Source organism: Amycolatopsis sp. NPDC051372, assembly GCF_040682095.1.
Classification (GTDB): Bacteria; Actinomycetota; Actinomycetes; order Mycobacteriales; family Pseudonocardiaceae; genus Amycolatopsis.
This window is the reverse complement of sequence record NZ_JBFBAF010000017.1, coordinates 49,392-68,103: the sequence shown is the minus strand read 5'-3', so window position 1 is coordinate 68,103 and position 18,712 is coordinate 49,392. Positions and strand designations below refer to the sequence as shown.

The window sequence follows — 18,712 nt, the reverse complement described above, 5'->3', positions numbered from 1 at the left end:
ATACGAGCCGAGGACGCGAGACCGAGAGAACCGTTGTCCCCCAAGGGGATTCAGCCCCGCCACGCCCATGTTTCATGCATAATCGCCATTATGCAGCATACCGGACGAGCATCCGGACGACAGAACTGTCGGTGCTGTGCTGTACAAGATCCAGATGCTGGTTTCCGAGGCACAGCAAGCGTTCTTCGCGGCACGGCGGCCGCGCAAGGACTCGCCGCACACCACTGCCGCCTACCGTCGTGATCTGGCCGGGATCACCACTCTCCTGCTCCAGGAGCTGGGCCTCGCGCCCGAGGAGCTGGATGTCGAGCACTTGACGGCGCCGGCGCTGAGGACGGCGTTCGGCGCGTTCGCCGACGGGCACGCGAAGAGCTCGGTGCTGCGGGCGTGGTCGACGTGGAACCAGTTCCTCACGTTCTGCGTGTCCGACGGGCTGCTGGCGGGCAACCCGATGGGTGCAGTCGCCCGGCCGAAGACTCCCCCGCTGGTGCCGAAACCGTTGCGGGGTGAGGAAACCCCGGAGCGGTTGCTCGCCGCGGCGGCCGACGGTGCGCGGCGCGCGCGGGATCCGTGGCCGGAGCGCGACGTGCTGGTGCTGGCGCTCGGGCTGGTGGCGGGGTTGCGCGCGGCGGAGATGCGGGCGCTGACGCCGCGTTCGGTGGTGGGCCGGGACGGTGAGCTGCGGTTGCACGTCTCGGGCAAGGGCAGCCGGGATCGGTCGATCCCGGTGCAGCCGGTGCTGGCGAAGCTGATCGAGGACTACGGGAAGTCGTGCCGGCGGCGGTTTCCCCAGTTGCGGTTTCCGGCGGCGGAGCCGTTGCTGCGCGATCGGGCGGGCGAGCCGATCGGGCGTGGGGCGCTGGAGTACCTGGTGAAGTCGTGTTATCGGTGGGCCGGGTTGCACGACCGGGTGCCGGCGGGCGCGAACCTGCACGCGTTGCGGCATACGTTCGCGACGCGCTTGGCGGAGGACGGGGCGACGGCGTCGGAGATCATGGCGTTGCTGGGGCACGCGAGCCTGGCCACGAGCCAGAACTACATCGAGGCGACGGGCCGGGAGCAGCGGGCCGCGGCGGCGAGCAACCGGACGTACCGCGCGCTGGACGGGCTGGGCGCGGGTGATGCGGGCTGAGGGATCAGTGGGTGGCCATGTACTGATCGCGGAGCAGGTGTTTGCGGATCTTGCCGGAGCCCGTGAGCGGAAACTCGGTGACGAACTGCCACACCTTGGGTGTCTTGTGCGGTGCGAGGTGTTTGCGGACGTGGGCGAACAGTTCTTCCTCGCCGGCGTCCGCGCCGGGCCGCAGGAGCACGAAGGCGCCGACTTGTTCGCCCCACTCCGGGTCGGGAATGCCGACCACGGCGACGTCGGCGACGGCGGGGTGGTCGAGCAGGACGTGTTCGATCTCGCGGGGGTAGATGTTCTCTCCCCCGCGGATGATCATCTCTTTCACGCGGCCTTCGATGGTGACGTAGCCGCGGTCGTCCATACGGGCGAGGTCGCCGGTGTGGAGCCAGCCTTCGGGGTCGATGGCGGCGGCGGTCTGCTCGGGCATGGCGTGGTAGCCGGTCATCACGTGGTAGCCGCGGGTGCAGAGCTCGCCGGTCTCCCCCGTGGCGGCGGTTTCGCCGGTGAGGGGGTCGACGATCTTCACGGCGCAGGCGGGCAGGGCGCGGCCGAGGGTTTCGGCGCGGTCGTCGGCGCTGTCGTCGGGGGTGGTCATGGTGATGCCGGGTGAGGCTTCGGTCTGGGCGTAGATGATGGACATCGGGACGCCGAGGGTGGCCTCGATGCGGCGGACGAGGGCGGGTGGCACGGTGGCGCCGCCGCTGAGGGCGTAGCGGACGGAGCTGAGGTCGGTTTTGGGGAAGTCGGGGTGGCCGAGCAGGGCGAGCAGCATGGTGGGCACGCCGCCGAAGACCACTCCCCTCTCCTGTTCGAGGAGGGCGAGCTGCAGCGCCGGGTCGAACCAGGGCATCAGGACCTGGGTGCCGAGGGTGGCGATCGGGGCGAGGGTGGCGAGCACGCAGCCGGCGGTGTGGAACAGGGGCATGGGGTTGACGAAGTTCTCGCCGGGTCGCATGTCCAGCGTGCGGGCGTAGGAGAGCAGGGCGTTGTTGGTGATGCCCCGGTGGTGGAGCACGGCGCCTTTGGGGGTGCCGGTGGTGCCGGAGGTGTACTGGATCTGGGCGGGGTCGCCGGGTTCGACGGTGGGCAGGGCCTGGGTGGGCAGCCCGGAGGCGCGGAAGGCGCGCCAGTCTTCGAACCGGATGGTTTCGCGCAGGTCGGGCAGGTCGTGGCGGACGTGGTCGAGGATGGCGGCCATGGGGGTGCCGCGGTATTCGCCGACGAGGAACACGCCGGAGGCGCCGGACTGGCCGAGGACGTGGCGGAGTTCGGCTTCGCGCAGGGCGGGGTTGACGGTGACGAGCGTCAGGCCGGCGAGGGCGGTGGCCATCTCGAGTAGGACCCATTCGGGGATGTTGTTGGCCCAGGCGGCCACGCGTTCGCCGGGTTCGAAGCGGCCGAGCAGGGCGCGGGCGGCGTCTTCGGCTTCGCCGAGGAGCTCGCCGTAGGTCCAGCGGCGGCGCGCCGTGGGGTCGGGCAGGCCTTCGACGAGGGCGGGTGCGTCCGGGGCTCGGTCGGCGGCTTCGCGGAGCAGGTCGCCGACGGTGAGCTCGCGGACGGCGTCGAGTTCGGTGGCGGGTGTGAACGCGGCCTTCGTCATGGGCGTCTCCCTCGCTCGGCCGGCGCGCGGCTTCGCTGCCGGCAGTCCCCCGGGGACATTCCGGACTCTAGTCTGCCGCGCGAGCCGGTGGAGCCGCTTGAAATCCCGGCGGATCCGCTTGAATTCTCAGCGGAGCTGCTCGAGGTCTTTCGCGGCGTGCACGATTTCTTCGGCGAGGCGGCGGAGCTCGTCGGCGTCGGCGCCGTCATGGGTGGCGGTGGCGATGTCCTCGGCGGCGCAGCGCAGCTGGAAGAGGCGGTCCTGCAGGGCGGCGATCTCGGTGTCGGAGAGCACGACGGCGTCTTCGGGCAGGCCGCTGCGTTGCAGGGCGGTGCGGCGTTCGTAGGCGCGCTGGCGGCAGGACTGCCCGCAGTACCGGCGGCGGCGGCCGACGTTGCCGCCTTCGGGCAGGCGGCGGCCGCACCAGCCGCAGTGCTTGGGTGCGTTGCTGCGGCGCGGTACGACCAATTCGTCGCCGGTCATCGGGTGCTCGGCCAGTTCCCTCACCCGCCAGACCCTAGCTGGCCATCGTGTTCTCATGCCGAGGCCATGCCGGTGGCGCACACTGTGGGGATGCGCCCACCGTTTCCGTATCTGGCCGATCCGCTCCCCCGTGCGTTCGCCCACCGCGGGTGGCACCTCGACGAGCTGGAGGGGATGGAGAACTCGCTGCCGGCGTTCAAGCGCGCGGTCGAGGAGGGTTACCGGTACGTCGAGACGGATGTGCACGCGACGTCGGACGGTGTGGTGGTGGTGCATCACGACGACACGCTGGACCGCACGACCGACGGTGGCGGGTCGATCGCGACGCAGACGTGGGAGCAGGTGAAGGGCGTCAAGGTCGGTGGGCGGGCGACGTTGTCGCGGTTGGAGGACGTGCTGGAGGAGCTGCCGCAGGCGCGGTTCAACGTGGACGTGAAGGCGAACAGCGCGGTGGAGCCGTTCGTGCGGGTGCTGGAGCGCACGGGTGCGATCGACCGGGTGGCGGCGGCGTCCTTTTCGGACTCGCGGCTGGCGCGGCTGCGGCGGCTGGCGGGGCCGAAGCTGTGCACGGCGATGGGGCCGCGGTCGGTGCTGATGGTGTGGGCCAACGGGTGGGTGCCGCCGTTGCCGCTGGGCCGGTTTGCTGGCGGGTGTCTGGCGCAGGTGCCGGTGAAGCAGGGGCCGCTGACGGTGGTGGACCGTTCGTTCGTGAAGGTGGCGGAGCGGGCGGGGTTCGAGGTCCACACGTGGACGATCGACGATCCGGCGCAGATGCGGGAGCTGCTGGACCTGGGTGTGCACGGGATCGTGACGGACCGGCCGGACCTGCTGCGCGACGTGCTGGTCGAGCGGGGTGTGTGGCAGCAGGCCGGTTGAGCCGGGTTTCTACCGGGGGCGTTTGCCCTGCCAGGCGGCTTTCCACGTGAGCGGGCCGAGGCGGCCGGAGTCTTTGATGCCGTTGGCGCGCTGCAGGTCGAGAACGGCGGTTTTGGTCTTGTCGTAGTAGCAGCCGGTGCCGCTGAAGCCGTAGCCGAAGGCGTTCATGCGCAGCTGGAACGTTTTGAGCGCGGGTGCGCAGTCGCCGTAGGCGTAGACGAGGCCGGGCCAGGCGGGCATTCCGCCGGGCGGCGCGGGCGGTGCGGGCTGGGGCTTCGGGGCCGGCGGGGCGGGCAGGCCGATGCCGCCCATGTAGGCGGATTCGTCGTACGACGGGATGCGTTTGCTGCGCGCGTCGGCGTCGCCGACGAGTTTGAGCATCCCGCCGCACTGCCAGGGCTGCCAGCCGCGCATGCGGTAGAGGTAGAGCGCGCGGTAGTCCTGTTCGCGGGGGCTGGCCTGGTCGGGCCGACCCTGGCCGCCGACGCTGCGCCAGGTGGGCAGGTCGAACTGGTAGGCGCCGTAGTAGCCGTTGCCGGTGTTGATCGTGTAGCGGCCGCTGGACTCGCACATGCGCAGCTTGGCCCAGGCGCTCGAAGCGGGGTCCGCGGACGCGGCGCCGGCGACGGCGAGCTGCAGCCCCAGGACGGCGGCCGCGAGGAGCAGGATCCTCACGGCACCGCGGTGAGCAGTGCGAACGCGGTCGGTCATGGTTTGCACAGTAAGCACGTGACCCATTGACCACAAGAGTCACAACACGCACACCAGTCTCACACAAAACGGTAAAGAATCACGTGAGCGACACGCTTGCCACGCTATTTCGGGAGCCGTTCGACGCAGTGCGGATGATCGGCAAGCGACGAACCGGACACGGTTTACCCGTTCGGCGGTTTCGCCGGCGGCCGCCCCAGTAGTCTGCCGCCTGACCTGGAGATTCGCGACCGCTGAGGAGCCGTGGATGACGCTGGCCGAGACCCGTGACAAGAAGCGGGAACGGTGGGGCTGGTACTTCTACGACTGGGCCAATTCGCCGTTCTATTCGTCGGTTACGACCGTGTTCGGCGCGCTCTACATGAGCACTGTCGCGGCGGCGGACGCGAAGCAGAACATCACCCTTAACGGGGACAAGGCGTGCCTCGACGCGTCCGGTGTGGACGACAAGCTCCACAACTGCGACGTGTCGTTGTTCGGGCTGCATTTCCCTGCCGGTTCGACGTGGGGTTACCTGCTGTCGGTGGCGACCGTGGTGCAGGTGCTGGTCCTGCCGATCGCGGGCGCGGTGGCCGACCGCAGCCGGAACAAGCGGCGGATCCTGGGCTGGTTCGCGTGGCTCGGCGCGGTGGCGTCGGCGCTGATGTTCTTCATGGCCGGCTCCGACTGGCAGCTGGGTGCGGCGCTGTTCATCGTCGCGAACATCGGCTACGGCGGTTCGCTGGTCGTCTACTACTCGTTCCTGGTCGACATCGCCGAGCCCGACGAGCGTGACGACGTGTCCGCGAAGGGCTGGGCGTTCGGGTACCTGGGCGGTGGGCTCGCGCTCGCGTTGCAGCTGGCGTTCTACCTCAGCCGCGACGCGCTGGGTGTGGACACGGGCACGGCGGTGCGGATCTGCTTCCTGACCTCCGGCCTGTGGTGGGCGGTGTTCACCATCCCGGTGCTGCGCGCGCTCCCCCGCGTCCACACACCGGTGGCGGTCGAGCGTGGCGTGTCGGTGCTGCGGGCCGGGTTCCGGGAGCTGCGGCGGACGGCGGTGGAGGCGAAGGCGTTCCCGCTGACGCTGGCGTTCCTGGGCAGCTACCTGCTCTTCGCCGACGGAATCTCCACGGTGGTGGCGGTGTCGGCGCAGTACGGGAAGGACGAGCTGCGCTTCTCCGACGAGGTGCTGATCATCACGGTGCTGGTGATCCAGTTCCTCGCCTACGTGGGCGGGGTGCTGCACGGGCTGGTCGCGCGCCGGCTGGGCGCGAAGCGGACGATCCTGGGCAGCCTGGTGCTGTGGGTGGTGGTGCTGGTGGGTGCGTACTTCATCCAGCCGGAGCAGCCGCTGCAGTTCTACGCGGTGGCGGTGGGGATCGGGCTGGTGCTGGGCGGCACGAACGCGTTGTCGCGATCGCTGTTCAGCCAGATGATCCCGGCCGGCAAGGACGCGCAGTACTACTCGCTCTACGTGGTGGGTGAGAAGGGCACGTCGTGGCTGGGTCCGCTGGTGTTCGCCGGCGTCGGGCAGGCGACGGGGTCGTTCCGGCTGGCGATCGTCGCGCTGGTGGTCTTCTTCGTCCTCGGGTTTGTGTTCGTGGCGCTGGTGCCGGTGCGGCGCGCGATCGTGGCGGCCGGGAACCGTCCGCCCGCCGTGCTGTGAGCGAGCGGGCCGGGGCCGGATAGGGTCGATCGTCGTGACTGCCCTCGAAGAAGCCGTGCCCGACGATCCCACCGACGCGCTGTCCCCGGTCCCCGCCGCGCGCGCCCGGGGCGGCCGCCTGAAGTTCTGCTATGGCCCGATGGACTGCGGGAAGTCGACGCTGGCCCTGCAGATCGACCACAACCACGCTCGGCAGGGCCGGCGTGGGCTGGTGCTGGTGCGCCACGACCGGTCCGGGGCGCCGCAGATCAGCAGCCGGATCGGGATCACGCGCCTCGCCACGGAGGTCGCGGCGGGCACGGACGTGCGGGACCTGGTGCGCGAGCGCTGGGCCGACGGGCAGCACGTGGACTACATCATCGTCGACGAGGCGCAGTTCCTCTCCTCCGCGCAGGTCGACCAGCTGGCGGAGCTGGCCGACGAGGCCGGCATCGACGTGTACTGCTTCGGCATCGCCACCGACTTCCGCAGCCGCCTGTTCCCCGGTGCGGGCCGGCTGTTCGAACTGGCCGACGAGCTGCAGCCGGTGCAGGTCGAGGTGCTGTGCTGGTGCGGGCTCCCGGGCCGGTTCAACGCGCGCGTACGGAACGACGAAATACTCCGCGAGGGTGACACCGTTGTAGTAGCAGATACCGAACAGCCTGTAGTTGAATCTTCAGCTTCGGCACGTTCCGATGCTGAATTCACTACGGTCCGTTATCAGGTATTGTGCCGCCGACACTTCCGGTTGGGTGACTTGGGTCCCGTGACGGCCCACCACGGTCAGTTACGGTTGTCGTGAACGGAGCACCAGTAGCCCAACTGGGGGATATCCGCACTTGGAAGGCGGTGTCTGCGTCACGCCGGAGCGCGAAACCTGTCCCAGTAGAGGAAGCTGATGCCGAAGGGTGACACAGCTCATCGTGAGCAACGACATGGTTACCGGGGAATCCCCCGAACGCCTCGTTCGTTGCATAGGGTGAGCAACACCCTGGCTCCACCCGGAGCTGACTGAAAGGACCCCCATCATGGCCGACCGTGTTCTCCGTGGAAGCCGGCTGGGAGCGGTCAGCTACGAGACCGACCGCAATCACGACCTCGCCCCGCGCCGCACCGTGCGCTACGCGTGCCCCAAGAACCACGAGTTCGAGGTGCCGTTCTCCGACGACGCCGAGATCCCGACCGTCTGGGAATGCCGCCTGCACGGCAGCGAGAGCGAGATCGTCGACGGCGGGCAGCCCGAGCAGAAGAAGACCAAGCCCCCCAGGACCCACTGGGACATGCTTCTGGAGCGCCGCTCCATTCCCGAGCTCGAGGACCTGCTGAACGAACGTCTCGCCGAGCTCAAGGGACGCCGGACCAGCCGGTCCGCGTGAGTCTCGGCCAGTAGCTGGCTCCCACCCATCCCCCGATCGATCGGCCCCCGTGACCTCCTCCACGGGGGCCTTTCGTATGTCCGGGGCGACTACGGCGGATTGATCCCCTGGATCACCTGCCAGCCGGCCCGTGTGGCTGGCCGGAGAAGGTGGGTTCCCGGGCCTCGGAGGGTGACGAGCGCGGTGTGGCCGGGATCGAGAGCGTCGACTGGACGGCCGTAGCGGACCATCCGCATCAGCTCCAGGTCGATGGCGGTCGCCTCGGTCTCGGCCCCGATCGTGACCTGATCGATCTGCAGGTCCAACACCGGTTCCGTCGGAAATGCGAGAGTCCGCCACCCCGGATCAGGACGGCGGACTCTTACGGGAACTCAGTACGTCAGTGCCGGCCGAGCAGGCGCTTGACCTGCTCCAGGCGCCGCTTCACGCCCCACTCCGCGACGCGGAAGAAGGCCTCGCGCATGATGTCGCCGCTCATCTTCGATTGGCCGATCTCGCGGTCGGTGAAGGTGATGGGGACCTCGACGATGTCGAAGCCCGCGTCGGCGGTGCGGCGGGTGAGGTCGATCTGGAAGCAGTAGCCGTGGGAGGCGATCTCGTCGAGCTCGAGCTTCTCCAGCACCGGCCGGCGGTAGGCGCGGAAGCCGGCCGTCATGTCGGAGACCTTGAGGCCCAGGGCGATGCGGGAGTAGATGTTCGCGCCGCGGGAGAGCAGTTGCCGGCTCAGCGGCCAGTTGACTGTGCTGCCGCCGGGCACGTAGCGCGAGCCGATGGACAGGTCGGTGTCCGCGACCGCGTCCAGGATCCGCGGCAGGTCCTCCGGGGCGTGCGAGCCGTCGGCGTCCATCTCGACGAAGGTGGCGTAGCCCTGCGCCAGGCCCCAGCGGAACCCGGCGATGTAGGCCTTGCCCAGCCCCGCCTTCTCCGTGCGGTGGAGCACGTGGACGCGCTCGTCGGCGGCGGCCCGCTCGTCGGCGAGCTCACCGGTGCCGTCCGGGCTGCCGTCGTCGACGACGAGCACGTGGACGTCCGGGAGTGCCTTGTGGAGCCGGTCCAGAACCGGGCCCAGGTTCTCCCGTTCGTTGTAGGTCGGGATCACCACCAGCACCGGCTCGATACCTTCGGCCCCCCGCGGCGCCTGCGCCATCCGTCTCCTCCGAATCCGGCGGTTCAGCCCGCCGCGTCCCCTGCTGTCGTGCCGGCGCTCGCGCGCCGGGTGCGAAAACGGAGTACGAACCCGCCGGCGACACCGGCGATCGCCAGTGCCAGCAGTCCGTACTCCGTCCACGCACCGAGTCGATCCGACAGCGTAGTCTGCGTCCGCAGCGGCATGCGGCCGACCAGGGCGTCTGCCGTGAAAAGGCCGGTTGAGCTGGTGATCGTCCCGTCGGGGGCCACCAGGGCGCTCACCCCGGACGTCGCCGAGACCACCACGGCGCGCCCGTGTTCGACCGCGCGCAGCCGCGACATCGCCAGCTGCTGGTAGCTCATCTCCCCCGGCCCGTACCACGCGTTGTTGGTCGGTACGACGAGCAGCTCGCCACCGTCGTCGGTCGCTTCGCGCGCGGGGTAGTCGAACGCGGTCTCGTAGCAGATGAACACGCCGACCTTGGTGCCCGCGACCGACAGGGCCGCGTTGCTGCCGTCGCCCGTGCGCATGTCGGCGGTGTCGTCGACGAACGGGGTCACCAGGCGCGCGATGTCGCGGGCGGGCACGTACTCGCCGAAGGGCACCAGCTGCTGCTTGGCGTAGCGCTGGCCCTGCCCCGTCTTCGGGTCCCACACGATCGCGGAGTTCTGGGCGGTCCCGTCGGGCAGGCGGTAGAGCGCGCCGATGATGGCGGGCACGCCGTAGGAGTTCACCATCTGGTCCACCGCCGGGTCGTCGCCGTCGACCGCGGTGGCGGTCTCGGGCCACACGAGCAGATCGGGCTTGGGCACCTTGCCCGCCTGGATCTGCGCGAGCAGCTTCGCGCTCTCCTCGAGGTGGTTCTGGCGCAGCACGTCACGCTGACCTTCGAGCGCGATGCCGATGTCGGGCGCGTTGCCCTGCACGGCGGCGACGGTGAGCGAGCCGTCCTGCGCGTCGGTGCCGACCGTCGGCCACACGGCCAGCCCGGCGACGACCGGCAGGAACGTGAGCACCAGCGGCGCGATGAGCCGGCGGTCGCGCAGCTTGCGCTGTTCCCACCCTCGCGCGGCCAGCGCGGCGAGGCCGAAGCCGCTGAGCACCACGGCGAGTCCGACGAGCGGCGCGCCGCCGACGGACGCCAGCGACAGGTACGCGCCTTCGGGCTGGCTGAACGCGACGCGGCCCCAGGGGAAGCCGCCGAGCGGGAACCACGCCCTCGGCGTCTCCAGTGCGACGAACACCAGCGCCCCCCACAGCGGCGCCAGCGGCAGCCGGGACACGACCCGGATCAAGACCCCGGCGAGTCCGAAGTAGAGCGACAGCGCGCACGACAGCCCCAGCCACGGCCACGGCCCGAACTCCCGGCCGAGGAAGTCCTGCAGCCACACCAGCAACGCCAGGAAGAACACGACGCCGTAGACGAAGCCGTAGCCGAACGCGCCGCGCAGCGACCGTCCACGAAGGACGAGCGCGAAGCCGGCGAACGCGATCGGCGCGAGCCACCACAGCGGTCTCGGCGCGAAGCTGAGGTAGTACAGGTAGCCCGTGGCGCCGGCGGCGACGAGCCGCAGCAGCCACGCGCGCGAGAACCGCGGTCGTTTCCGCCGCTTGGAGGTCGTTTCGTGCGGAGCGCCCGGTCCGGGGTCCGCGACAGTCACTGCCACGCCCCGAACTCTAGGAGGCCGAGGTGAACTGGTCGTAGATGACCGTGCCTGCGCGCACCGTCCGCAGGCACTTCGGCAGCGGCGCGCCCGGGTCGAGGCGCGGCAGCGGCGGCACACCGGAGCGCGGATCGGTGGACCAGCGCTGCACGCGGGTGTCGGCCGTGGCGACGACGAGGTCGGTCGCGTCCCAGATCGCGTAGTGCGCCGGTGCGCCAGGCACGAGACTGCCGGTCACGCCGTCGTTGACGCCGGCGGCGCGGTGGCCCGCGCGAGTGTGAGCGGTGAAGGCGGCGCGCGCGGAGAGCCGGGCGGCCGGGGTGTGGTGGTGCACGGCCGCGCGGACGGCGGCCCACGGGTCGAGCGCAGTCACCGGGGAGTCGGAGCCGAAAGCGAGCACCACACCCTCGGCGGCGAGCGTGGCGAACGGGTTGAGCCCGGCGGCGCGGTCGGCGCCGAGGCGCTCGGCATACATGCCGGCGTCGCCGCCCCACGCGTCGTCGAACAGCGGCTGCGCCGAGGCGACGACACCCCAGCCGGCGAGGGCGCGGGCCTGGTCGGCGGTGACCATCTCCAGGTGCTCGAGCCGGTGGTGGCGGGCGGCGAGCGCGCGCTGGCCCACCTCCTTCTCGGCCAGCCGGAAGCCTTCGACGACCTCCACGACGGCCGCGTCGCCGATCACGTGGAAACCGGCCTGCAGTCCGGCCTCGGTGCACGCGGCGAGGTGCTCGCCGATACCTGCGGCGTCGGTGTAGAGGGCACCGGACGTGCCCGGCTCATCGGCGTACGGGCTGCTCAGCGCGGCGGTGCGGGAGCCGAGCGCGCCGTCGACGAACAGGTCGCCCGCCACGCCGTGCGCACCGAGGGCACGAGCCGTGTCGAGGCCGCCGAGCTCGCCCCAGTAGCCGACGACCTCGGGCAGGCCGGGTTCGGCGGCGAGGGTGAGCAGGCCGGTGAAGTCGTCCAGGCCGGCGATGTCCGGGCCGCCGCACTCGTGCACGCCGACGATGCCGCGCGCGGCGGCTTCGGCGAGGAACTCGCGCTGCGCCGCGGTGCGCTGCTGCGGCGTGATCGCGGCGCGCGCGGCCGCGCGGACCTTGTGGTGGGCGTCGCGGGTGAGCGGCCCGTCGGCGGAGAAGCCTTCGCCGACGCGGGCCTCGTGCGCGAGGTCGATCAGCGCGGTGGACACCAGCGCGGAGTGCACATCGACGCGGCTGAGGTAGACGGGCGTGGCGCCGGCGGCGGCGTCGAGCTCGGCGCGGCTGGGCAGGCGCGGGTCGGTCCAGGCCGACTCGTCCCAGCCGTGCGCGAGCAGCACCTGGCCCGGCGCGGCCGCGACGGCGGTGCGGACGGCGGCCAGCAGCTCGTCGGCGCCGCGCACGCGCGTGAGGTCGAGGCCGGTCAGGTGCAGGCCGGTGGCGGTGGCGTGCACGTGGGCGTCGACGAACGCGGGTGCGACGAACGCGCCGTCGAGGTCGACCACCGTCGCGTCCGGGTGCAGCGCGCGGGCAGGGGCGTCCTGGCCGACCCAGACCACGGTGCCGCCGGACACGGCCAGCGCCGTCGCGTCAGGGGAAGACGGGGTGTAGATCCTGCCGCCGAGCAGGAGCGTCGTGCTGTCGTTCGTCACGGTGTCGAGTCTCCCCCGCGTTGCGTGCGCCGACCGCCCGGGGTCGGTTTTCCTCACTCCGTGTGAACACGGGTTCGCTCCTGTGAGCCAGGTCACCTGAACGGGTTGGGCCGGTCGGCACGTGCTTGGTCCGTGAGGGAGCGCCGCCGCCAGGTGGCCGCCGAAGGGGACGCGCGGTGCGGGTGACCGGCCGGGCGGGAGACAGGGGACTTCGATGCACCAGATCGTCGCGAGCCCGGTGACCGGGCTCATCCAGGCCGAAGACATCACCGACCTCGTCGCTGTGACCGAAGGCGAGGTGCTGCTGCCGGGCGAGCCCGGATACGCCGCCGAATGCGCCGCCTTCAACTTCAACAACCCGCTCGAACCCGCGCTCGTCGTCGCTGCGGCCTCGGCCGCCGACGTGCAGAACGCCGTCCGGTTCGCGCGGCGCCGATCACTGCCCGTAACGATCAAGGCCACGGCTCACCAGGTCGTGGCCCAGGCGCGGGACGCGGTGCTGATCACCACGAGCCGCATGACCGGCGTGACCGTGGACCCGCGGCAGCGCACCGCGCGGGTCGAGGCCGGCGCCCGCTGGCAGCAGGTCCTCGACGCGGCGGCCGAGCACGGGCTGGCACCGCTTGCCGGGTCCGCTCCGGGCGTCGGCGTCGTCGGCTACACGCTGGGCGGCGGCCTCAGCCCCGTGATCGGACGGACCCGCGGCTACGCCGCCGACCACGTGCGGCTCATCGAGGTCGTGACCGCCGACGGCGCGCACCGGACCGTGACGGCCGAGACCGAGCGCGACCTGTTCTGGGCACTGCGCGGCGGGAAGGGCAACTTCGGCGTGGTCACCGCGCTCGAGTTCGACCTCTTCCCCGTCACCCGCTTCTACGGTGGCGGCCTCTATTACGCGGGCGAGGACCTGGCCGCGGTGCTGCACGCGTGGCGCCAGTGGGTGCCGCTGCTGCCGGAGGAAGCCACGACCTCGGTGATGGTGCAGCGGCTGCCGCCGGCGCCCGAGCTGCCCGACGTGCTGCGCGGCGCGTTCGTGGTGCACCTGCGCTTCGCCCACCTCGGCTCGCCCGAGGCCGCCGAACGGCTCCTCGCGCCGCTGCGCGACGTCGCCCCGGTGCTGCTGGACCTGGTGGAAGACAAGCCGTTCAGCTCGATCGGCGAGATCCACCTCGACCCGGCCGACCCGCTCCCGTACTACGACCGCACCGCCAGCCTGCGCGAGGTCACCGTCGAGACGATCGACGCGCTCGTCGAGCTCACCGGGCCGGACTCGGGCTGCCCGCTGCTGGGTGTGGAGCTGCGCGCCCTCGGCGGCGCGCTGGACCGCGAGCCCGCGGCGCCCAACGCGGTGCCCGTGCGCGGCGTGCCGTTCCTGGTGTTCGCGCTCGGCGTCGGCGGCACCGAACGTGCTGAGGAGCTGCGCGCGGCCCTCGACGAAGTTGTCGGCGCGCTGGAGCCGTGGACGATCGAGCGGCAGTCGCCGAACTTCCTCTCGGCCGACGAGGGCTCGTCGGCGGCCGCGGTGCGCGCGATCTACGGCCCGGAGCGCTACGACCGGCTCGCCGCGGTGAAGCAGGTCTACGACCCGGGCAACCTCTTCCGCGTGAACCACAACATCCGTCCGGCCGCCTGAGCACGCGTGCCGCAGCGGTCTCGACCGCTGCGGCACGCACAGTCACCGTGCAAGAAGATTTACGCCGTGAGAACGTTATGGCAGGATAATTTAACGCGTTCCGGACGACTTGAAGCACGAATGACTGGAGTACAGATGACTGCGATCCAGGAACCTGTGCCGCCTCCCGCCGCCCACGACCAGCCGTACGAGTACGCGCGCACCGCGCTGGTGGAACCGGACTGGCGCCGCTTCCCCGGCTGGCACCACGTGACCGACGCCGAGTGGCGCGACGCGCAGTGGCAGCGGGTGCACTGCGTCCGCAACGTCAAGCAGCTGCGCGCGCTGATGGGTGATCTGCTGGAGGAGCGGTTCTACGAGGACCTGCTCGCGGACCAGCGTGAAATGGCCACGATGTCGATGCTGCTGCCCCCGCAGATGCTCAACACGATGGCTCCCTCCGCCGGCAGCGACCCGGCGAAGGTCACCGAGGCGTTCTACGCCGACCCGATCCGCCGCTACATGCTGCCCGTGCGCACCGACCGCGACCTCGCGTGGCCCAACCACCCGCACTCGGAGCGCGACTCGCTGCACGAGGCCGAGATGTGGGTCGTCGAGGGTCTCACGCACCGGTACCCGACCAAGGTGCTCGCGGAGATGATCTCGACGTGCCCCCAGTACTGCGGGCACTGCACGCGCATGGACCTGGTCGGGAACTCGACGGAGCAGGTCGAGAAGCACAAGCTCACGCTCAAGCCGGTCGACCGCCAGGACGCGATGATCGACTACCTCAAGCGCACCCCGGGCGTGCGCGACGTCGTGGTGTCCGGCGGCGATGTCGCCAACGTGCCGTGGCCGCAGCTCGAGTCGTTCCTCATGCGCCTGATGGACATCGAGACCGTCCGCGACATCCGCCTCGCCACCAAGGCGCTGGCCGCGCTGCCGCAACACTGGCTGCAGCCGAAGGTGATCGAGGGCCTCGAGCGCGTCGCCGTCACCGCCCAGCGGCGCGGGGTGAACCTCGCCATCCACACGCACGTCAACCACGCGCAGTCCGTCACGCCCCTGGTCGCCGAAGCCGCGCGCACCGCGCTCGAGGTGGGCGTGCGCGACGTGCGCAACCAGGGCGTGCTGATGCGCGGCGTCAACGCCACCCCCGCCGCACTGCTGGACCTGTGCTTCGCGTTGCAGGGCGAGGCGAACATCCTGCCGTACTACTTCTACATGTGCGACATGATCCCCAACGCCGAACACTGGCGCGTCGCCGTGTGGGAAGCCCAGGACCTGCAGCACGCCATCATGGGCTACCTCCCGGGCTACGCCACCCCCCGCATCGTCTGCGACGTCCCCTACGTCGGCAAACGCTGGGTCCACCAGCTCGCCGACTACGACCGCGACCGCGGCGTCTCCTACTGGACGAAGAACTACCGCACCGGCATCGAGCACGCGGACCCGGAGGCCTTGCGGCGGCGGTACCCGTACTACGACCCGATTTCAACGCTGTCGGAGAGCGGGCGGAAGTGGTGGGCCGAGCAGAACGGCTGAGGCGCTCGACGCGGTGGTGGGCGTCGCGACGGGTTCCGCGCGACACCCACCACCGTCCGGCCGCTACCGGAACTCAGCTGCCCGCGGCCACGGCGACCACGCCGACGTCGACCTGCACCGTGCCGCCGTCGGTGACCGTGAGCGGCTCGGTGCGAGCGGTCCGGTAGTACTGGTTCTCGCCGTTCGGCGTGAAGTCCGAGTCGACGCGGTCGTCCCCGGCGTCCGGCGTGGTGAAGCGCCACCGGCTGGTCTGGACCTCGACCTCCGCGTAGTACTCCTTCGCCGGGACCTGCTCGGAGTACTTCCCGTCGAACAGGCTCAGCCCGTAGGGCTCCGCACCGGCGGCGAGGTCGCCGACGAACGCACACGTGGTGGTGCGCCCCTCACCAGCAGTCCCACTGGTTCGTGGTCATGCTGCCGGTCTCCTGCAGCTCGGGTGGCAACGTCACGCTGAACCGCACCCCGGACGCTACCGCGGTCCCGGCGTTGCGCACCTGCACGTACACCGAGGTCCAGCCGCCGTCGGGGAGGATGTGGCGCGCCGCGCTCACGTCGACCACTACGTCGGCCTGCCCCTCGCCCGTCCCCCGTTCACCGACCACGCTGGCGGGCACGGACGCGGATCGAGCCACGTTGCCGCGGACCGGGTGGACGTCGTGGCCGTAGGAGGTGGGGCGGACGGGCAGGGGGGTGTCCACGATCTTCCGGAGCTTCGGCGCCGCCGAGGTGCCGCCGACGTCGAGGCCGACGAGGTCGCCGTTGCCGGCGGCCCAGAGCAGGCGCGTGGTGGGGTCGTAGTAGACGCCGTGGACGCCGGGCAGGGCGTGAACACGAAGAGGAAGATCCGGCTCACCTGTTCGAGGAAGTTCTCGAGGCCGGGAAAAGGCGGGAAGAAAGCACACACTCCCCCGCAACTATCAACGTATAACGCACCCCGGGGCTTGTGGCAAGACCCGGGTGATGCCGCACAATCACCACCCTGAAGCCGCGACCTGCGAAAACGAGGTGGCGGCGAGAGCGGTGAAGGGGACCTGTGTCAGCTGAGGGGTACGAACAGGAATTGCGGTCCGAGCGCGCCTACGTCGCCGGGCTTTACACGCGCCTCGACGGGGAGCGAGCGCGGGTGAAGGGCGAGTACGAAGCGGCGCTGGGGGAAAACGGCGGAACGCCCATGGAGCGCGACGTGCGCGTGCGTGCGCTGAGCAGGGAGGTGCGGCGGCTGGACGTGGTGGACAACGGCCTGTGTTTCGGCCGGCTGGACACGCTCGACGACGACGTGTCCTACATCGGCCGCATCGGGTTGTTCGACGAGGAGGACGAGTACCGGCCCGTGCTGCTGGACTGGCGGGCGCCGGCGGCGCGCCCGTTCTACACCGCGACCGGGGCGAACCCGGAGAACGTGCGCCGGCGCCGCCAGTTCCACACGCGCGGGCGGCGGGTCCCCGAGTTCACCGACGAGGTGCTCGGCCGGCCCACCGCCGGCGAGCACGGTGACGCCGACGCGGCGCTGCTGGCGGCCGTCAACGCGCCGCGCGGTGAGGGCATGCGCGACATCGTGGCGACGATCCAGGCCGAGCAGGACGAGATCATCCGTCTCGACCACCCGGGCGTGCTGGTGATCGAAGGCGGCCCGGGCACCGGGAAGACGGTGGTGGCGCTGCACCGCGTCGCCTATCTGCTCTACACGCAGCGGGAGCGGATGGAACGTCATGGCGCGCTCGTCGTCGGGCCGAACCCGGCGTTTCTGCACCACATCGGGCGCGTGCTGCCGTCACTGGGCGAGACCGACGTGGTGTTCACGACCACCGGCGGCTTCGTGCCCGGCCTGCACGTGACCGCCGAGGACGGGCCGGAGGCGGCGCGGCTGAAGGGCGAGCTGAAGATCCTCGACGTGCTCGCGGCCGCGATCGCCGACCGGCAGCGGACGCCGCAGGAGCCGGTGCCGGTCACGGTCGGCGACGTCACCGTGCGGATCGACGCCGAGACCGCGCAGTGGGCCATCGAGGAGGCGCGCGCGAGCGGGCTGCCGCACAACGAGGCGCGCGGCGTGTTCACCGAGATCGTCACCTACGTGCTCACCGAGCGCGCGATCACCCGCATCGGCCACGGCTGGCTGGGCCGCGACGACCGCGAGGCGCGCGATGACCTCAAGCGCACCCTCCTCAAAGACCTCGCCGGCAACCCCGGTTCGTCGCCGCCGTCGACGAGCTGTGGCCCATCCTCACCCCACAGGGCCTGCTCGCGTCACTGTACGAGTCACCGGAACGGCTGCGCGCGGCCGGCGCCGACGCGGGACTGCTGCGCGAAGACGGCGAAGCATGGACGGTGTCGGACGTGCCGCTGCTCGACGAACTCGTCGACCTGCTGGGCCGCGACAAGGCCGCCGACGCCCGGGCCGAGCAGGCGGCCGAGCGGGAGCGCAAGACCCAGGCCGCCTACGCCGCCGACGTGCTCGACTCGCTCATCGAACGCGAGGACCTCAACGACGACGTCGGCCTGCTCGCCAAGGACCTGCTCTACGCCGAGGACCTCGCCGACCGGTTCGTGGCGCGCGACACCCGCGACCTCGTCGAACGCGCCACCTCCGACCGCGACTGGACCTACCGGCACGTGGTGGTCGACGAGGCCCAGGAACTGTCCGAAATGGACTGGCGCGTGCTGATGCGCCGCTGCCCGGGCCGCTCCTTCACCGTCGTCGGCGACCTCGCGCAACGCCGGTCGGCAGCCGGGGCGACGTCGTGGGCCTTTATGCTGGACCGCTACGTGAGCGACCGGTGGGCCTACCGCTCCCTCACGGTCAACTACCGCACGCCGGCGGAGATCATGAGCGTCGCGGCCGCCGTGCTCGCCGGGTTCGCCCCGGGGATCCGCCCGCCGGAGTCGGTCCGCGCCAACGGGGTCCAGCCGTGGTCCCGGCACGTCACCGAGGCCGAACTGCCCGCCGCGGTGGAGGATTTCGTACGTGACGAAGCCGGACGCGAAGGCACCAGCGTCGTCATCGGGCCCGCGGACGTACCCGGCGCGGTGCCGGCCGCGGAGACCAAGGGGCTGGAGTTCGACGCCGTGCTCGTTGTGGACCCGGCTCGCATCCTCGAGGACGGCCCCCGTGGCGCTGCCGAGCTGTATGTGGCGCTCACGCGCGCGACGCAGCGCCTCGGCGTCTTACACCGCGGCCCGTTGCCGGCGGCGCTGACGGGGCTCACCGAAACGGCGACGCCTGCCACGGCCGGGCGTTGACGGTGGATGTTCGAAGAGTCTGACGCGGAAATGCGAGACCTCGGCGAAGCACTGCTGAGGGCTGGTGCACCACACCGTCACCGGTGCGGCCCA

Annotated in this window: 15 protein-coding genes and 1 pseudogene; 8 read left to right on the top strand and 8 right to left on the bottom strand. The window is 71.0% G+C overall.

Going from position 1 to position 18,712, the window contains the following annotated elements; genetic code table 11:
• Positions 1-136 precede the first annotated feature (136 nt).
• Complete coding sequence (locus tag AB0M56_RS25215) at positions 137-1,132, top strand: tyrosine-type recombinase/integrase (RefSeq protein ID WP_364180132.1); 996 nt, start codon at positions 137-139, stop codon at positions 1,130-1,132.
• Positions 1,133-1,136: 4 nt separating this feature from the next.
• Here AB0M56_RS25215 and AB0M56_RS25210 read toward each other — a convergent pair whose 3' ends face one another.
• Positions 1,137-2,729 carry an AMP-binding protein gene (locus AB0M56_RS25210; protein ID WP_364180130.1) on the bottom strand — a complete coding sequence of 531 codons (1,593 nt, stop codon included), beginning with the start codon at positions 2,727-2,729 and terminating at the stop codon, positions 1,137-1,139.
• 126 nt (positions 2,730-2,855) lie between these two features.
• Positions 2,856-3,212, bottom strand: coding sequence for a hypothetical protein (locus tag AB0M56_RS25205; protein ID WP_364180209.1), 357 nt, complete (start codon positions 3,210-3,212; stop codon positions 2,856-2,858).
• A 90-nt stretch (positions 3,213-3,302) separates the two neighbouring features.
• Between AB0M56_RS25205 and AB0M56_RS25200 the strand changes: the two genes are divergently transcribed.
• The gene (locus AB0M56_RS25200; protein WP_364180128.1) at positions 3,303-4,088 is read left to right on the top strand and encodes a glycerophosphodiester phosphodiesterase; all 786 of its coding nucleotides are present in this window, start codon (positions 3,303-3,305) and stop codon (positions 4,086-4,088) included.
• Positions 4,089-4,097: 9 nt separating this feature from the next.
• Here the strand turns inward: AB0M56_RS25200 and AB0M56_RS25195 are convergent, their stop codons facing one another.
• The gene (locus AB0M56_RS25195) at positions 4,098-4,799 is read right to left on the bottom strand and encodes a transglycosylase family protein (RefSeq protein WP_364180126.1); all 702 of its coding nucleotides are present in this window, start codon (positions 4,797-4,799) and stop codon (positions 4,098-4,100) included.
• Between the two features lie 247 nt (positions 4,800-5,046).
• Between AB0M56_RS25195 and AB0M56_RS25190 the strand changes: the two genes are divergently transcribed.
• From AB0M56_RS25190 to AB0M56_RS25180, 3 genes are all read left to right on the top strand, one after another.
• On the top strand, positions 5,047-6,447 hold the full coding sequence (locus AB0M56_RS25190) for an MFS transporter (protein ID WP_364180124.1): 1,401 nt from the start codon (positions 5,047-5,049) through the stop codon (positions 6,445-6,447).
• Positions 6,448-6,481: 34 nt separating this feature from the next.
• Complete coding sequence (locus AB0M56_RS25185) at positions 6,482-7,228, top strand: thymidine kinase (protein ID WP_364180122.1); 747 nt, start codon at positions 6,482-6,484, stop codon at positions 7,226-7,228.
• A gap of 226 nt (positions 7,229-7,454) precedes the next feature.
• Positions 7,455-7,802: an RNA polymerase-binding protein RbpA gene (locus AB0M56_RS25180; protein ID WP_091613651.1), complete on the top strand. Its 348-nt coding sequence runs from the start codon at positions 7,455-7,457 to the stop codon at positions 7,800-7,802.
• Between the two features lie 89 nt (positions 7,803-7,891).
• On the opposite strand, the gene AB0M56_RS25175 is transcribed toward AB0M56_RS25180, so the two are convergent.
• The 4 genes from AB0M56_RS25175 to AB0M56_RS25160 all read right to left on the bottom strand — a co-directional run bounded on the left by AB0M56_RS25175 (position 7,892) and on the right by AB0M56_RS25160 (position 12,225).
• Positions 7,892-8,107 (bottom strand): hypothetical protein, encoded by a 216-nt coding sequence (locus AB0M56_RS25175; RefSeq protein ID WP_364180120.1) that lies wholly within the window; start codon positions 8,105-8,107, stop codon positions 7,892-7,894.
• A gap of 74 nt (positions 8,108-8,181) precedes the next feature.
• Positions 8,182-8,949, bottom strand: coding sequence for a polyprenol monophosphomannose synthase (locus AB0M56_RS25170; RefSeq protein WP_364180118.1), 768 nt, complete (start codon positions 8,947-8,949; stop codon positions 8,182-8,184).
• Between the two features lie 23 nt (positions 8,950-8,972).
• Positions 8,973-10,598, bottom strand: a complete 1,626-nt coding sequence (gene lnt, locus AB0M56_RS25165) for an apolipoprotein N-acyltransferase (RefSeq protein WP_364180116.1) — start codon at positions 10,596-10,598, stop codon at positions 8,973-8,975.
• 10 nt (positions 10,599-10,608) lie between these two features.
• The gene (locus tag AB0M56_RS25160; protein ID WP_364180114.1) at positions 10,609-12,225 is read right to left on the bottom strand and encodes an amidohydrolase; all 1,617 of its coding nucleotides are present in this window, start codon (positions 12,223-12,225) and stop codon (positions 10,609-10,611) included.
• A 214-nt stretch (positions 12,226-12,439) separates the two neighbouring features.
• Between AB0M56_RS25160 and AB0M56_RS25155 the strand changes: the two genes are divergently transcribed.
• Entirely contained in the window at positions 12,440-13,858 is a 1,419-nt protein-coding gene (locus AB0M56_RS25155) for an FAD-binding oxidoreductase (RefSeq protein ID WP_364180113.1), read from the top strand.
• 135 nt (positions 13,859-13,993) lie between these two features.
• Positions 13,994-15,382, top strand: coding sequence for a lysine 2,3-aminomutase (locus tag AB0M56_RS25150; protein ID WP_364180111.1), 1,389 nt, complete (start codon positions 13,994-13,996; stop codon positions 15,380-15,382).
• A gap of 383 nt (positions 15,383-15,765) precedes the next feature.
• Here the strand turns inward: AB0M56_RS25150 and AB0M56_RS25145 are convergent, their stop codons facing one another.
• Entirely contained in the window at positions 15,766-16,296 is a 531-nt protein-coding gene (locus AB0M56_RS25145; RefSeq protein WP_364180109.1) for a hypothetical protein, read from the bottom strand.
• 119 nt (positions 16,297-16,415) lie between these two features.
• Between AB0M56_RS25145 and helR the strand changes: the two are divergent.
• Positions 16,416-18,619, top strand: a pseudogene (helR, locus tag AB0M56_RS25140) (RNA polymerase recycling motor ATPase HelR).
• Positions 18,620-18,712: the final 93 nt, after the last annotated feature.

Coding starts and splice junctions, on each gene's coding strand:
- AB0M56_RS25150 (WP_364180111.1), top strand. CDS start 13,994: ATGACTGCGATCCAGGAACCTGTGCCGCCTCCCGCCGCCCACGACCAG.
- AB0M56_RS25200 (WP_364180128.1), top strand. CDS start 3,303: ATGCGCCCACCGTTTCCGTATCTGGCCGATCCGCTCCCCCGTGCGTTC.
- AB0M56_RS25195 (WP_364180126.1), bottom strand. CDS start 4,799: ATGACCGACCGCGTTCGCACTGCTCACCGCGGTGCCGTGAGGATCCTG.
- AB0M56_RS25205 (WP_364180209.1), bottom strand. CDS start 3,212: ATGACCGGCGACGAATTGGTCGTACCGCGCCGCAGCAACGCACCCAAG.
- AB0M56_RS25155 (WP_364180113.1), top strand. CDS start 12,440: ATGCACCAGATCGTCGCGAGCCCGGTGACCGGGCTCATCCAGGCCGAA.
- AB0M56_RS25170 (WP_364180118.1), bottom strand. CDS start 8,949: ATGGCGCAGGCGCCGCGGGGGGCCGAAGGTATCGAGCCGGTGCTGGTG.
- AB0M56_RS25210 (WP_364180130.1), bottom strand. CDS start 2,729: ATGACGAAGGCCGCGTTCACACCCGCCACCGAACTCGACGCCGTCCGC.
- AB0M56_RS25180 (WP_091613651.1), top strand. CDS start 7,455: ATGGCCGACCGTGTTCTCCGTGGAAGCCGGCTGGGAGCGGTCAGCTAC.
- AB0M56_RS25190 (WP_364180124.1), top strand. CDS start 5,047: ATGACGCTGGCCGAGACCCGTGACAAGAAGCGGGAACGGTGGGGCTGG.